Annotated in this window: 17 protein-coding genes and 3 pseudogenes; 3 read left to right on the top strand and 17 right to left on the bottom strand. The window is 59.2% G+C overall.

Annotation, left to right across the window (positions count from 1 at the left end):
- Nucleotides 1–528: 528 nt before the first annotated feature.
- Nucleotides 529–1983 (bottom strand): hypothetical protein, encoded by a 1455-nt coding sequence (locus IEY12_RS13390; protein WP_188884169.1) that lies wholly within the window; start codon nt 1981–1983, stop codon nt 529–531.
- Nucleotides 1980–3281 carry a hypothetical protein gene (locus IEY12_RS13385; RefSeq protein ID WP_188884168.1) on the bottom strand — a complete coding sequence of 434 codons (1302 nt, stop codon included), beginning with the start codon at nt 3279–3281 and terminating at the stop codon, nt 1980–1982. Before IEY12_RS13385 ends, IEY12_RS13390 begins: the two co-directional genes overlap by 4 nt.
- 216 nt (nt 3282–3497) lie before the next feature.
- Here IEY12_RS13385 and IEY12_RS13380 point away from each other — a divergent pair.
- Nucleotides 3498–3662 (top strand): annotated as a pseudogene (locus IEY12_RS13380) (IS6 family transposase); the annotation flags it as partial.
- Nucleotides 3663–3669: 7 nt separating this feature from the next.
- Here the strand turns inward: IEY12_RS13380 and IEY12_RS13375 are convergent.
- Entirely contained in the window at nt 3670–4347 is a 678-nt protein-coding gene (locus tag IEY12_RS13375; protein WP_188884167.1) for an IS6 family transposase, read from the bottom strand.
- 48 nt (nt 4348–4395) lie between these two features.
- On the opposite strand from IEY12_RS13375, the pseudogene IEY12_RS13370 reads away from it, so the two are divergent.
- Nucleotides 4396–4887 (top strand): annotated as a pseudogene (locus IEY12_RS13370) (IS6 family transposase); the annotation flags it as partial.
- 66 nt (nt 4888–4953) lie between these two features.
- Here IEY12_RS13370 and IEY12_RS13365 read toward each other — a convergent pair.
- Nucleotides 4954–5463 (bottom strand): PIN domain-containing protein, encoded by a 510-nt coding sequence (locus IEY12_RS13365; protein ID WP_188884166.1) that lies wholly within the window; start codon nt 5461–5463, stop codon nt 4954–4956.
- A complete protein-coding gene (locus IEY12_RS13360; RefSeq protein WP_188884165.1) occupies nt 5460–6056 on the bottom strand; it encodes a DUF7437 domain-containing protein in 597 nt (198 codons plus the stop codon). Before IEY12_RS13360 ends, IEY12_RS13365 begins: the two co-directional genes overlap by 4 nt.
- 136 nt (nt 6057–6192) lie before the next feature.
- Here IEY12_RS13360 and IEY12_RS13355 point away from each other — a divergent pair, with 136 nt between their 5' ends.
- Complete coding sequence (locus tag IEY12_RS13355) at nt 6193–6531, top strand: hypothetical protein (protein WP_229871350.1); 339 nt, start codon at nt 6193–6195, stop codon at nt 6529–6531.
- Nucleotides 6532–6593: 62 nt separating this feature from the next.
- Here IEY12_RS13355 and IEY12_RS13350 read toward each other — a convergent pair whose 3' ends face one another.
- The 12 genes and pseudogenes from IEY12_RS13350 to IEY12_RS13295 all read right to left on the bottom strand — a co-directional run bounded on the left by IEY12_RS13350 (nt 6594) and on the right by IEY12_RS13295 (nt 14207).
- Entirely contained in the window at nt 6594–6764 is a 171-nt protein-coding gene (locus tag IEY12_RS13350) for a hypothetical protein (RefSeq protein WP_176969914.1), read from the bottom strand.
- A 29-nt stretch (nt 6765–6793) separates the two neighbouring features.
- The gene (locus tag IEY12_RS13345) at nt 6794–7195 is read right to left on the bottom strand and encodes a type II toxin-antitoxin system death-on-curing family toxin (protein ID WP_188884163.1); all 402 of its coding nucleotides are present in this window, start codon (nt 7193–7195) and stop codon (nt 6794–6796) included.
- 93 nt (nt 7196–7288) lie between these two features.
- Nucleotides 7289–7619: pseudogene (locus IEY12_RS13340) on the bottom strand (DUF7558 family protein).
- The gene (locus IEY12_RS13335) at nt 7619–7903 is read right to left on the bottom strand and encodes a DUF8069 family protein (protein ID WP_188884162.1); all 285 of its coding nucleotides are present in this window, start codon (nt 7901–7903) and stop codon (nt 7619–7621) included. Before IEY12_RS13335 ends, IEY12_RS13340 begins: the two are co-directional and overlap by 1 nt.
- Nucleotides 7904–8017: 114 nt before the next feature.
- Nucleotides 8018–8278, bottom strand: a complete 261-nt coding sequence (locus tag IEY12_RS13330; protein WP_188884161.1) for a hypothetical protein — start codon at nt 8276–8278, stop codon at nt 8018–8020.
- A gap of 136 nt (nt 8279–8414) precedes the next feature.
- Nucleotides 8415–8837 carry a DUF8030 family protein gene (locus tag IEY12_RS13325; RefSeq protein WP_188884160.1) on the bottom strand — a complete coding sequence of 141 codons (423 nt, stop codon included), beginning with the start codon at nt 8835–8837 and terminating at the stop codon, nt 8415–8417.
- Nucleotides 8838–8929: 92 nt separating this feature from the next.
- The gene (locus tag IEY12_RS13320; protein ID WP_229871346.1) at nt 8930–9487 is read right to left on the bottom strand and encodes a hypothetical protein; all 558 of its coding nucleotides are present in this window, start codon (nt 9485–9487) and stop codon (nt 8930–8932) included.
- Complete coding sequence (locus IEY12_RS13315) at nt 9484–10023, bottom strand: DUF7342 family protein (protein WP_188884159.1); 540 nt, start codon at nt 10021–10023, stop codon at nt 9484–9486. The genes IEY12_RS13320 and IEY12_RS13315 overlap by 4 nt, the downstream gene beginning before the upstream one ends.
- A 187-nt stretch (nt 10024–10210) precedes the next feature.
- A complete protein-coding gene (locus IEY12_RS13310) occupies nt 10211–10384 on the bottom strand; it encodes a hypothetical protein (RefSeq protein WP_188884158.1) in 174 nt (57 codons plus the stop codon).
- 299 nt (nt 10385–10683) lie between these two features.
- On the bottom strand, nt 10684–10962 hold the full coding sequence (locus tag IEY12_RS13305) for a DUF3006 domain-containing protein (protein WP_123079006.1): 279 nt from the start codon (nt 10960–10962) through the stop codon (nt 10684–10686).
- On the bottom strand, nt 10962–12416 hold the full coding sequence (locus IEY12_RS13300) for a lamin tail domain-containing protein (protein WP_229871397.1): 1455 nt from the start codon (nt 12414–12416) through the stop codon (nt 10962–10964). The genes IEY12_RS13305 and IEY12_RS13300 overlap by 1 nt, the downstream gene beginning before the upstream one ends.
- Before the next feature lie 570 nt (nt 12417–12986).
- The gene (locus tag IEY12_RS13295; protein ID WP_188884157.1) at nt 12987–14207 is read right to left on the bottom strand and encodes a phage NrS-1 polymerase family protein; all 1221 of its coding nucleotides are present in this window, start codon (nt 14205–14207) and stop codon (nt 12987–12989) included.
- Nucleotides 14208–14623 lie beyond the last annotated feature (416 nt).

The following is a 14623-nucleotide window of genomic DNA, read 5'->3' as shown; positions in this document are numbered from 1 at the left end:
AGCGAGAGCGCGCCTTAGGAAGTAAAACATCCAGCCGCGCGCGCCGACCCGCCCGGAGCGAGCGCCCAGCGCATTCCCCGTTCGCCGCGACGCAACTACGTCCGTCGCGGTCGGCGAAGCCGAGGTCCGCAGGACCCGAGCGGGAGAAGCGCTGGCGCCGAGGGCACATCCACTTTAGCCCGGAACGGGCGCGGGTGGTGCGAAGAGCGCCCGCATGCCCGGAATGGTCGGTCGCGAGCGACGCGGAGGGCGGCAGCGGCGAGCGGGGCGGGCCGATACGGACACACCTGTCCACCCGGTCACGTCGCTCGATGAGTCATTGACAGGCCTGGCGGACTCAGAAAGGGCGAGGCCGCCTCGGTCGTCCCCCGACCCCGCAAGCACCGCAGGTACGAGGCGCGCAGCGGTGGTCGCGGTACGTCGAGCGGCCGAGGGCTTTTTACTCCCTACACACCGCCGTGTCAGCCACTTTTTAATCCCTCTACCTAATGACATTTGTCATACCCAAAAGGCAGTCCGGATTTTGGGTCAAATAAGCGGCATTTCAGTGAAATACCGCTCGAAGATTGGTTCGATTTCTTTTTCAGACGTTAGACAGCGTTGTAACTGCTTTTTTACCACACTACGCTGGACGATCACCAGGTCCGACCGCTGGAGATATCTGTCACGATAGTCCTCTTGTAATTGACCGACTTCCCGTTCAACACGGGCCAGGCCGGCGTCTCTGAATGCTGTTGGCTCGAACAGCGGGTAGATGGCTGCACGAAAGTCGCCTCGAATAAGTTCCAATTCGTTTGCGACTGTTGCTGCGAGATACGCTGCCATGAGCATCGCCAGCGCATCGGCGGTAAAGATCACGAGGTGAGTACCTTCATCGTAGAACTCTTCCATCTTATCGAAAAATTCGATTTCCTGTTGGCCTTTGAACTCCAAAATGATGAACGCATGTGCGACTTGGTCGGTATTGATTGATTCTCGTTCTGCCCGCTCAAGGTACTCGTCATGTTTACCACGAGCTTCCTCTCGACCGAATTTCGCACGATCTGCAGATTTAGCGTCGACGACGCCAAGAATCGATTCTGAGTACTTGCTCGAATCCAGGGTTGGAACATGGAATAGGTTATCAGGGACGCTCTGACCACTATCGTCCTCTCCGCCTTCCCCGGGATATGTCGAGAACAAGTGCGAAAAAACGAGTTCAGCCACTGTCTCTAAACGATCGCCGCCCGAGAGGTGTCCCGTCTTCCGGAGCAAGCGCATATGATTGAGTTCGGTGAGAATGTATCTCGGGTTCATATTTACCCGGTGGATGAGGTCGCCAGCCTCGTTATGTCGCTCATCAACGAACTCCTGTTCCATTGTCTGAATCGCTTGGGCTGTCTCGGTCATCGTAGACAGATGCCCCGACGTCTCTGCTATGGCAGAAAGTGGTGTTGCGTAGACGAGACTCCCCGTTGAAAACAGTGAGGCGAGTTCGAGGAGATCCTCTAGCTTTCCTTCTGTTGTTAGTAGCAATGTTGGTTGGTCGTCTCGGAGCGCTTCCGCGTAAATTTCCATTACTTCCCGCTCAAACCGAGCTGGGGCGACTGGCATCGTGAGCCGCAAACCAGAATCGGTTATTGCAGTAACTCGGCGTGGCAGATCGAACGCTACTGAGCTGATTGTCTCTCCGATGTGTTCGGCGACAATCCGGAGAACAGACTCGAATTCGATATCATAGAAAGTGTATTTAGAACTATTGATTGTGAATGTGTGTGGATATTCTTCGCGTCGACATTCCATCCGTACCTCTCCACCGTTCCGTTCGACTACCTGGCAGCTTATTCGACATCCATCTCGCTGGCATCTGTTGGGGAGTTCCTCGCTTGCAGTAACAAATTCCGTTCCTGCAAGGGGTTCTGGGAGATCTTCGTCTGTGTACCTCCCCTCGCTCCCTCTCCCATTGATGACTGACTCAAGCGCTTCGACTGTATCTTCGTTCACAGTACCCCCTCCTGGTCGAAGAAATACGTGAGCGCGACTTGTGTCTCCGAGCCAAGCCGAGAGCCATCAACCGATTGAGGACCTGTTTTACGGGCAGCGACGTGCCGTCCATCGACATTCAGAACGAGTGCCAGACTTTCGTTGCTTGCCCGGTCGAGAAACTGGAAAAACCCGTCTTCAATATCTACCTGTTTGAACACTTCATCAAGATTCGTTCTACCAATTAAGCGGAACTCTTCGGTGCCAAGATTGGGATCATCTTCGATTTCGGAGCCAGAGAGCTCGATATTTTGGATTTTGGTCTTGAGTCGCTGTTTCCGCTCGGCTCCGTGTGGTGAATTGTCTACAGCGTCAAGGGCAGCTTCCGAACGGTCGTTGATCAAACCTGCCATTTTCTCAATGGGGTTGTCGTCAAAATCGACCGATTCATGCGCCTCCTCACGTAGTTCGGCTGCTTCAGTGACAGTCTGCTTTTCTATCGTGTTCGTGATTGATTCGATATCGAAGGCGTGCTCGAAAAATCCATTCAGGACACTTGTCCACCCACGTCTATGCTCGTCCGTGAAAACGACGAGTGTTCTACCCGACTCAACTTTTAGCAATACCCGAATCTGTTTGAGTTCCCGATAGCGTACCGTCGAGAGTTCAGGCCGTTCTGGAATATCGGTGTCACCGTCTTGCTCGCCTTCACGGAATCCGAACGTGAGTTCTTCAGTCACGCCGGCCCCTTTCTCCGCGAATATCTGGAGTGAAGCTACAGACTTATCTGAAAGTTCCTGCTGGACGAGGACCGCCTTCGTTCGGTCCTCGCGCTTGTTCCACGACTGCTGAAACGAATCGATTTTCTCAGAGAGATTTGATAATGGAATCTCCTCCTGGAGGACCCATGTTCGTTTCATCTCGTTCTGTTTAATCCGTGCCGAAACGATGAGCTGTGGTAGCCGCTCTTCGAGCCCGAGTTCGTGGATTAAAATCGCCAGTTCATAAAGTGTGTCCGGACCCCGCTTCTCCTCAGGGACGTCGTACGTCTCGTTAAGATGTGCGACCGCATGGACTCGGTCAACGCTCTCGTTTGCGATCTGGGCGTGAGTCTGCAGCCAAGCTCGCGTCTCTTGAGGGAGTGCACCTGCTAGAAGGCGTCGCCAGCCTTTTGAATCATATTCATCTGGATCGCAATATTCCTCGCCGTTCTCAAAGTAGAAGTGATTAAAAACCCGGCAGAGGACCTCAGGTGACCGATGCTCAAGTCGGTCGTAGAGTTCGATATCTTCCACGTCTGAGACGGTCGGGACCTCCATACAACCTGTTTCATACTAACAATCAACACATAAGCATATCGCCATCGGTGGCCACTATCCAGTTACGTCAACTTGAGAAGTGAGTAACCAATTGAGTAAATTCGAAAAAGCTCTGCTGGGGGCGCCCAATCTGGCCTGATATAGTCGGTAGTAGGATGTCCAACGGCGGTGTTCAGATAAGGCTGAAAAGTGAGGCGGTACGATTTTTGAGTGCCTATGCTCGAAACCGACCGCCTCAATGGGGGTAGCGGCTGCTTCGAGTTAGATTTTCTGGAGCGAGAAGCGACACCAGAGCCTGCGATGAAGCTCGGTATCCGACTCCACCTGGCCAGATTATCACTTTCGGATACAGTTTCTATCTTGGAGAGGTTTGGTGTCGAGGCACTGTCTAGTTCTGGATCTCCTCGATCGGCGTCCTTCCGTCGAGAGCTTGGTGCGGTCGCTGGCGGTTGTAGTAGTGCATGAATTGCTCAAGCCATTCGCGTGCGCTCGACCGACTGCCGACCCACGAGTTATGAAAGCGGTCGATGCGCATTTTGAGGGTGTGAAACCACTTCTCAATCAGGTTTCGCTCAGTATAGTTAACCCGACCGCTCAATCCTAATCGAGCGAGGGCAGTCCGGTAGCCGTATTGATCCACGAGAAATACGGTGTCTGAGAGGTCGTATTTCTCGTCGAGTCGATGCAGGAATGCAGCTGCCGGATCGGTGCCATGCCGCCCAAACAACGCGACATCGAGAATGAGCTTCGTCTCGGTGTCTATTGCAGCGTACAACCAAGACCATTCGCCGTCAATCTTGACAGCGGTCTCGTCAACCGCGACCCGCTTCGGCTGCGCCTCAGGCGGGTCGTATCCGCTGTCAGCAAGCCGATGCACCCAATTCCAAACCGCTCCATGCGAGCGTTTAACGCCTAATTCCGCTAAGATCGTTGTTGTCTCGCGGAGCGAACAACCAGTCTCGTGGAGACGGACGGCGAACGCCCTGACGGGCGTCGCCGTCCGCTCGTTCTCCCAAGCTTCTTCTAAATCCGCGTCTAAGCCATCGTTGAGCAGGTCTGCGAGCATCCTTGAACAAGAAGCTCAACGGCCTGCTCGTTCCTCAAACTGGCTCAACTAGACAGTGCCGGTGTCGATCGCTGTCGCTCCACCGTTCATAACTGGGTGCAGAAAGCCGATCTACAGCCAGTTGAGGGAGCTGACCCGGATCACGTTGCGGTTGGTGAAACGGTGATCCAACTCAACTCCGAACGCTATTGGCTGTACGAAGCGGTTGATCCAGCGACCAATCGCTTGCTCCATGTTCGTCTCTATCCGACGAGAACACAGACTCTTACCGAGATGTTCCTCTCGGAACTCCGCGAGAAACATCTCGTCGATGACGAGCTTTTTCTCGTCGATTGCGCGCCGTGGCTGCAGGCGGCCTGCCATCGACATGACCTCCGATTCCAACACAAAACGCACGGGAATCAGAACGCCGTCGAACGTGTCTTTAGAGAAGTAAAGCGTCGAACAAACCAGTTCTCAAACTGTTTCAGCAACGCCGAAGCGGAGACCGTCGAAAATTGGTTGCAAGCCTTCGCCTTCGTATGGAATCAGCTAATCTGAACACTACCTGTCCAACAGCCGAGGGCTTTTTTAGGGGTCTCCCTACCGAACGGGACCGCCAATCAATCAGCTGTTGCCGGCGACCAGGTCCTCGATGAACCGGAAGCCGTTCACGAACGTCACCGAGTCACCGTACCCCTCACTCGCGAGCACGGTCTCGGCCCCCTCGCCGGCCGCGATATCGGTCGTGTAGATGTAGACCTCGGTCGCCGTCCCTGCGCTGAGGTGCTGGGCAGCCAGGGCGGCGAGGGTGGCGTCGGCACGCTCAACCTCGTCGGCGGGCCGGTCGTCGGCGTTCGCGATGTACCGCTGGACGCCGTCCATCACCCGGGAGACGACAGGCTCGGAGAACTCGAGCGGCGCCGCAACCGTCGCCCAGCCCTCGTCGATTGCGGTGTCAACTGGCACGTCCTCGACGTCCGGGTCGTCGACGGTCAGCTCCTCGTCCACTCGTTCGGGGAGGACGAAGGTGATGTCGTTCCGGCGAGCGAACCGCCGAACGGCCTGGTACCGACTGTTCGAGGGCTGCCCCATCGCGACGAACAGGCCGGTGTCGGCGATGTGGAGCTGGCTCACGCGTCGTCAGCGGCGTCGTCGTTGATGTCCAGCTCGTCGAGTCCTGCCCCTGCTTGCTCGATGTCGTAGTGCTCGTGGACGACGGGGTGGAGCGCCTGGAGGATCATCTCCGCGGCCAGCGGCGAGATGTCGAGATCCTCCGCCATCAGGCGGTGGGTCACCTCGCCGCGTTCGCGGGCGACGGCGTAGGTCAGCGCCGTCGCGAGGCCGGCGACGCCGTGGCGATCGATGTAGGTGTCGATGTCGGCGTTCGTCTCGCGGCGGCCGACGGCGTCGATGAGCGCCGGCGTGATCGTGTACTCGCGGTCGCCCGCAGCCGTCGTCACGGTCAGGTCGATCTGACGGGCGGCGTACCGCCGGGGCTGCTCGTCGTCGGTAACGTCGACGACGCCGGCGTCGACGAGCCGGTTGACGTAGCTGTAGGCGGTTCCCTGTGCGAGTTCGAGGTCGTCCATCGCGTCCTGGACTGTCGCCTCGCCCTCTCTAGCGAGGTACGCGTACAACTGGGCGAGCTGTGGCTCCTCGAGGAGGTCCGCGACAGAGAGGAAGTCCTCGACGATGTCGCCGTCGGCGCGATTTGAGGTGCGTGACACGATTCGTTCTTGATTACAGTTTACAGCGAATCAGTAAAATCTTTGGGTCACCATCCGCAATCGCTACCAAGAGCAGATCGAAGCGATGGGGCTCGGACTGTGGACCATTGGGTACTCGGGGTTCGCTCACTCGGTGGTGAAGTCACCGAGACTCGTCCTCGAGAAGGTCGCGGACAACCCTGCGCTCTTCGTGCGCAACGAGGCGTCCTTCGAGTTCCGGCACGTCACCGAACTCACACGGGAGTTCGAGACCTCCGGGGCAATCGCGGACACGATTGAGGAGTACCGAGAACGGGAACGCAAGCTCGCTGCGTCCTTCGAGGCGTCTTCACCAGGTGCGGTCGTACTCGCGGACGTCGACTACGACGACCTCAACGAGGCCTCTGATCGGCTGAGTGGGTGGCGCGCTGTCACGCGGCGCCTGCGTGAACTACGTGAGGCGAAGCTCCGCCTCGAATCGCATTTTCCCGCCTGATCGCCTTCAGTCGGTTGGGTACGGCTCTGTGTGGATAGTACACTCAGATGAGTCGCATTGTATCATTCGTCTTCTAAGGCGTCGTAAATCTCGGCATGACGGCGTCCATCGAGCTTGCCCATCTCGAGCGCGATCTCGTGGCGTTCCTCCTCACTCTCCGCCGCCTGGTAGCGCTCGTAGAGCTGCTGGACTTCGTCGTCGACCGACGCCGAGGAATCACTACTGGACGCCATCTCTAGTCACTCATATATGGTGTGGGGATTTATCGGTTGCGCCGAGTACATGCGCGGAAGTAGATGACCGCGGTTTCGATGTCGATGTCTGCTTGCGTGGTCGCGAATCGATGGAGGAGCGCACGGACCTCGTCACCGTACTCGAACGTATAGTCGTTCAGCATGTAGAAGACAACAACCGTTCGGAGCGCAGTCCGTTTGTTCCCGTCGACGAACGGATGCTCGGCGACAAGCAACCGCATCAGGTGGACGGCCTTCTCGTGTATCGTCTCAGGGACCTCCCCGAAGAATCCTTCCGAGATGTACTGCAGTGCCGATTCGACAGCGTTCTTCGATCGAACGCCTGGTTCCGTAACGTCTCCTTCTGCGACGACCTGCTCGTGGAGGTCGATGACCAACCCCACGGACGGATAGACGATGTCGCCGCTCACACGAGAAAGTTCATCCAGTAATCAATAGTTGTTTCTCTCGAGGGCCGGCGTCGCCTTGCGCCCCCTCACCAGACAGATCTGACTGTCGCCCACTTAGGCGTCGCGGACGAGATGTGCTTCGAGGTCGTGCGTCCAGTCGGTCGCGGGCCCATCCGGACTACAGCGAGCGCAGAGATGGAGCGTGCCTTCGAGATGGCCGAGTTGGACGCGATACCGAGTGAGGGCGGCGACAGCGTCGACAAGACACCCACAGCCGTCACACGCGAATCGATGTGCATCGTCCGGGTCAGGCTGTTCGCGGAGCGCGCACTCCACACAGATCGGATGGGTGATGAGCTCGTCTTTCCCCCACGAACCTGCTTGGGCCGAGACGGACCTCCGGGCCCGCATCGCAGAACGCACAGCCCTCAAGTGTCTGCTGCATCACGCACCACCCTCGTCGTCGCGACCCGCCTCCCAGCCACGGTGGTAGACCGCGAGTTGGACGATGTTGTCGAAAACGGCGTTCGTCGGCGCGTGGACGAGCACGTGCTCAGTCGGCACCGCCACTACAACGTCGTCCTCAAGGAGGTCGGCGATCAGTTCGCGAGCGTCTGACTCCGTAAGGTCGTCTGTTCGAAGTTCACAATCGTGGTCGCGGACGAGTTGCTCGCGTTCGAAGCGTTCCGCATCGTCACTCGTGTCGTCGTATCGATCGGGTCGAGTCATCGGTGAAAACTCGCGACGCGTGGTGTGTGCGCCGCAGCGCTCTCTGGTGCCGACAAACCCGACGGCGGTCATCGCACACCGCCACCACGTCTTAACCAACGATGGTGTGTCTCCTCAGTCGAGTGTGACTTCGGTGACGCGGAGCGTACCATTCGCTTCGTAGAGATAGCCACGATTCAGCAGTCGCTCGACGGCGTACTCACTATCGCTGTGTTCGGCGGAAAACGTGTCGTCCTCCTCAAGGAGCGCGTAAGCCTCCTCGTAGGTGAAGTCGCTCTGTGAGCCATCGGCAGCGTCGCGGAGAATCTGGTAGGCCTCCTGCACCCACTCCGGGAGTGGTGGTCGTGGATCGGATGGGTCAGAGAATCGCGTCATTGGGACGTGATGGGCGTAGACGACTGGACGACTGCGTCGCTTGTGAACCTTCCCACCAACAACGACATCTTCCGCGCAGCTTTCGCCTTTAACCAACACGCCGGCGATAGTCCGTAGCTTGTTGGTTAAAATCCGTCTAGCGATTCCGGAGGACGTCCACGGGGCGAACCCGACACACGTCGCGGCGTCGCGCCCACTGGCCGTCCTCAGTAGGCCGATCAAGCGTGAGTCGCGCGACGAGGTCGTCTTGGACTGTGAGTTGGCGGACGGACGTCTCCCGCCACCCGAGTCGTGGGTCGTACAGCCGCTTCTGGAACACCGCTCCATCCCCCTGCGCGATGTACTGTGTTTGCTTCACGCCGAGAAGCGTCGTCGACGTGTACTCGACGCCGACTGGCGAGCGTTTCAGCGTCGAGATGATCCCTTCGACGAACCGTCGGATCGCGAATCCCCCGACGTCGTTGGGAACGTGGAGTTGCAGTGGTGTTCGCGGGCGTCGTTCGGTTTCCAGCTCTGTGTCGGGACGTCGTCGGCCACGTCGCTCGTCGTCTGTGTACATGGATGACTGTGAAGAGGCATTCTACTACCCCTCCAGCCCTCCTGGGGGCGACAAACCCGATTGACGGTGCGACTAGCCAGCAGTGAGGTGTACTATTCGTCGCGGAGACGATCCGCGATCAGTTCGAGAACTTCCCAGAGCACGCCGACAGGCGACGTTGCCTCGAGTGACATCGCATCGTAGTCGTACTCGTCGTCGGGCGATGCACGCTCTTGATAGTGGAGGTGGCCCTCGGCGTGTGGATTCGGCTCGAGATGGACGCCACAATCGAATTCCGACGACTCCTGATAGTGGATGGTGAAGTTCGACGTTAGTGACGTCCGGCGGCGGTTCTCGAGGCTCGTTCCTGGTGGGAAGCGTGGATTCGGCTGCCAGGACACACGTAACGATGCCGACGCTGCGTCGCGGCCGAAGTCTGCCGGAGTCACGTCGGCCGTAATCTCGGCGTATCGGCCGTCCGGACTTCCGCGAGCGCCGACAACGCTAGGGTGTCGTTCGAGTTGCTCGCGGAGTGATCGCAGGATCCGATGGCGTTTCTCGACGTCCACTCGCGATGTGTCACGACCTCCATCCGGCCGTCGCGAGTGACGGTCGAACAACCCGTCCAGATCGGGGTGTGCGACGTGATCGTCCTCCTCGTCAGCGGTCATACAGATGCCGAGGGCCGTCCAGTATAGGTGTCGTAGTGGTCGATCGCGTCCCGGAGGAGCGACAGCTGGTACCGTGCGGACTCCCAGTCCGCCGCGACCCGGAGACGTTCGTCAGCCTCCTCGAGGCTGACGTCGTCTGTCACCGACGCGCGGAGTTCACGTGGCGTCTCGACGTCGTAGTCCTCCGTCCACGCCGTGATATCCGCCTGGATATCTATCGCCTGCTCGGTGAGTTCCGTCTCCGAGTTCTCCGCGACGAGTTCTTGGATCGCCGTCAGTCGCGTGTAGACCGGATCCGGATAGTACGTCTTCCCGCGCCCCGTGTCGTCGACGACGAGCACACCGAGATCGACGAGTCGCTCGAGATGGTCACGCGTCGTCGGCTCCGAGACGTACGCCTCGTCGGCGATCCAGCCCGCCGTTCGCGGTTCTTCGAGCGACGACGCGACCGACTGCACCCGGTCGAACCCCGTCGTCGCTGCCTTCCACCGCGACACGTACGCTGGTTCGTCCCCCTCTTCGCTCGAGTCAGTCATACCACCCACTACACGACCCGAAAAGATAATATTTTCTCCGAGGAAAATAATCATCTCTATGTCGGGGGTAGTAAATCAGTCTGACTCGAACCAGTTCTTCGTCCGTCCCCACACCGACGACGCCCCGACGCTGCTTCCCCATCTGCCTCAGCTGCCTCCAGCACAGGCACGACAGCACTATTCTCCATCAGCGTACACTTCTGCCGGGAGTCGTCAGCTCGTCGAAGCCCACGAATGTGATCCTGTCGTCGAACTGCTGGCGGAGTCGGTCGCCGATACGCCGCGTACTGTCGGTCGATTCGACCAGTGTCTCGAACGTGTACCAGTTCCAGTCGAGCTTCGTCTCCTCAAGATCACTCATGATCAACTGCACGGCCCACCGCGCTCGCGCCTTCTCTCTTCCCACGACGACCAAGCGGTTGATGTTGCTCGCCCGGTGGCCTCGCCGCGGGCTACGCTGCCGAACAGGAGAGGGTCCACGGGGGCGTCGAGTTCATCCTAAGAGCGGATGACGAACGCCCGGACGGACTTGTGGAACTCAGCCTGCGGAAGAGAGTCCCCGCATTCTCACAGCAGCGGGTCGAATCTGTGGATGCAGCCGCCAAATCGCATAATGGGTTCGTGACACTCTATCTGCTCCGCTTTGGTCCTCGTGTTTGATTACTCCGCTGAATCGTCACCAAGTCGATTCGAGAGCCGGTCAAACCGCGCCTGTGAATCTGTCTCTCGTTCGGCGGTCTCCTCGGCTAGGTAATCCAAGTCGCTAATCTCGTTGTTCTCGATACGGACCTCAAAGACCGCGTCCTCGTGACGCTCCTCGGGAGGAATATCCGCAGCCTCAACGAGATAATCGCCGACGTCTTGGCCGCCTTCTTGAACGACCAGGACTGCATAGTCTCCTTCAAAGCGGTCCAGAACTCCAATAGAGGTTCCGTCCATCAATATGTCTCCTCTATGACGACCTCGCCCGTATCCGTTGTGACGATTACCGTATCGCCGCCGTTATTCCACACCGCACTCCCGTAGCCCCAGTAGAGGTCACGGTCCGTATCGCTTCCGCTCCCGGTGTGTAACGTCACCTGCGCGCCGGCATCTAAGACGAACTCATCGGGGACGGTGTAGGTCTTCCCGGATTCGTCCTGAACCGTCCACCCACCCATATCGAGGGCCGTCTCGCCTGTGTTCTCGAAGACGACGTACTCGTCGTTCAGGTTGGAACTCTCGTCGCCTTCGGCGTCGGCGTGAATCTGAGCGGCTATGAGTGCGCTCGGGTCCGTTCCACCGTCAGCGACTGTCGTCGTTGTTTCTGGGGGCGAGGAATCGATCGGAGCCGTCCCGCCGCCCGTCGCGCTGAAGATGGCACGGCGTTCCACCCCGCCACTCGCGCTCGGCTCAATCGACGTTCCGTCCCGAAGCGAGAGTGGCGCCGTCGGCGCCGACTGCTGGGTCGCGACCGTCACCGCAGAACCGTTGGTCGTGAAGACGAGATCGCCGTGTGTCGCGGTCCAGTACGCGGGAATGTCCCGCTCGGCCAAGCGTTGGAGCACCTCCTCGTGGGGGTGGCCGTACTGGCTGTCATAGGCACTCGAGATGGGGACGACCTTCGGGGTCGCCACATCGAGGAGCGCCGGGCTCGTACTGGAGGAACTCCCGTGATGCCCCGCCTTCAGGACAGTCACGTTGAGCTGCTCTCCGTACTCTTCGACGAGCCACTCCTCCTGTGTTTCTTCGGCGTCCCCCGTAAGCAGGAAACTCGACTCTCCGAACGCGAGTTTGAGGATGACGCTGTTCTCGTTGCGCGCCTCACCGTCGATGTAGGGTTCGGGCGGTCCCAACACCGACACGTTCGCCCCCTCGAAGGGAAGTGTATCGCCCGCTCGCACCTCGTAGAGTGTCACGTCGTACTGTTCGACGGCGTCCAAGTACGCCTGGTAGGTTTGTGTACTCGCCGCGATTCCCGGGTCGTACACCGCGCCCACTCCGTCACCTTCCGTCTCGAAATACTCAATGACGGCGGCATTCCCTCCGATATGGTCGGCGTCGTTGTGGGTCGTGACGAGATGATCGAGGCGGGTGATACCGCGCTCTTGGAGATATGAGAGGACGTACTCGCCGTCGTCGTAGTAGTGACCGGTGTCGATGAGCATCGTCTCGCCGTCGGGGCCAACAACGAGGATGCTCGCGGACTGGCCAACGTTGATGACATGAACGGAGAGTGTGCCGTTCGGGGTGTCCACGGTGGTCGTTCCCGTGGTTGTCGTACTTGGTGCATCAGCTGTCGTGGTCGTGGTTGTCAGGGTGTCTCCACCCGAATTCATCGTCGGGGCGCCGCTACAACCGGCGAACACAACCGCGAACGCGATGACGACGACGAGCAGGGGACGAGAACGCATTATCAGATATGTATCGCAAGCCCTCAAGAGCGTAGTGGCTTCTCCGCCCTGCGTGTCTGTTGTGCTCAACCACCGAACTTAGTCTGTATTATCTGAACACTAATCGGGATAGAGCGCTGACTTTATTGATGATTGTGATTTTTTGGATTGGGATAAGTCACAGCAGACGGCCACGAGTGCTCGCGGGAGTCCACCCGCCAGCACTTGGACCCACTCCACGAGGCGGGGATAGTTCATCGTCGGAAGACGAGCGGGATCGCTTGCTGGTGGCGTCCACGTGGTGACGTCCAGCGCCCGGACCCGACCGGTATGGTGAGACGGATGCCGCCGAAGAAACCGACGTCCGCTCTGAGTACTGAGAATGCCACAGGACTAGGCGCCAGTGACCGACGACGAACTTGAGGCGGTCCGCGAGGGGGATCCAGAAGCAGCACGAAGAGATTTGCCAAGTTCTTGCGGCCGACCTCGGCGGTGACCCCACAGCCTACGACTCCGAGACATCCTGGCGGAACCGTGGGGATCAGAGTAGCACTGCGGCTGTCCCTGATGAGAGCTCCGAGTAGATCGTCGTCAGTCCGACTCGAACCACCCCTTCGTTCGCTCCCACACTGACGACTCCGACTCGTCACCACGCTCCGCCCCTGTATCCGTCTCTGGCTCCACCTCTGCCGTATCGACTCCCCTTTCGAGACGCTTGACCATCGCTTCCAACTCCGCGATCCGGTCGTCTTTCTCCTCGAGCGTCGCTTCGAGCGTTTCGACACGATCGGCTAACACGCGATTCTTCTCTCTGAGGTATGCCTCACTACGTTCATCACGCGACCCCGCGCTCCGACCGTCCCCATCCACGTCATCCGCTGCCTGCGACGTCTCGGGGTCGTAGAACTCCGAGGTTCGCTGGACAGCGCGCTCAATCGTCTTCTCTCCATACGTTGAGCCGTCCGCGTAGTGAACCTCGTCCCACTTCTCACGCAGCAACCCCGACTCGCGGAAGAGCCGATCCATCTGTGCCTTGTCACCGCCCGTCCAGAACGCGAGCAGACAGCAGAACGCCATATCCGCCTCCGACTGGCTGTCGTACCCACTGAGACGACCGTTCCACAACCGTTCGAACTTCCCGCCGTTCGACGCCGCCATCGCCTTCTCCAGCAACTCCTCGTCCTCCAAACCGACGTCACTCGTCGGCGTCGCGTCCCCCGGTGCCTCTGTGGCCGTCGCGGCGCCGTCCGTCAATCCCTCTTCGTCGTCCGGCTGGACGTACTCACGATGAATCCCCCGCAGGGCGTCCTGTCGGCGCGCGATTCGCGTCGGTGTCTCCGAGACGTGGTCGCCGGTCACCGTGAAGAAGCGTGCCGTCTCGTAGCACTCCACGCTCCCACGCCGATTCCGCCCCTCCGGTAGTTCGCCCTCCACGAGGACGTGGAAGCCGGTTCCCGACGGCGACACCTCCGTGTACGAGTCCAGTCGCTCAACGATATCCCGAGCGTCCTCCCCAACCGCGCCCGTCTCCGGGTCACGACAGTCGTCTAGGTCGACGCCGACAAGCGGATCGTCATCCGTGAAGACGAACCCGACCCCGTCCGCTTCGCCCGATTCGGCAGCGTTGACCGCGGTCGACACGTCCGTCCACGTGACCGCATCCGTCGCCGACCCGAACCCACCCGTCTCCGCATTCACCGGTACCTTCGTCGCCTTCCCACCACGCTCCTCCACCCGCCACCCCACCCACTGCTCGCGCTCACAGAGCTCCGCCGGCAGGTCGTCCAGATCGATCCCGAACTCGTCACTCATCGCCGACCATCTCCCACACTCACACCACCCTCAGAATTCGAACAACTCCACCCCAGCGGTTTCGTGCTCCTCCATCCATTCCCAACGGGTACCCTCCATCCTATTCTAGTTGGCTTTTGCCGTAACATCGTTCCTCTACCTCCGGATCGTTCGACTCTACGGGCGTGAAAATGCCGTACAGCATTCTGCGAGCGACACTGTCGTGTTACGCCATTTCTCGGATTTGCTGTAACGGACCCTCGAATACTCGGTCTCTTCGGTTTACATGGCCTCACACCCCAGTTTAGCTCGACCGGGAGAGGAGCCGTTGACTGTGCTGCTTTCAATCTATCGTGCTGATATATTCGTGGACTCGCTAACTCGATCATCGGTCTGCGACACCTCCCTCGGTGAGCTCGATACCCTCGTAGTATCGG

The organism is Halarchaeum grantii (genome assembly GCF_014647455.2).
In the GTDB taxonomy this organism is placed as follows: Archaea; Halobacteriota; Halobacteria; order Halobacteriales; family Halobacteriaceae; genus Halarchaeum; species Halarchaeum grantii.
The sequence above is the reverse complement of the archived record's forward strand: the minus strand, read 5'-3'. Positions and strand labels throughout refer to the sequence as shown.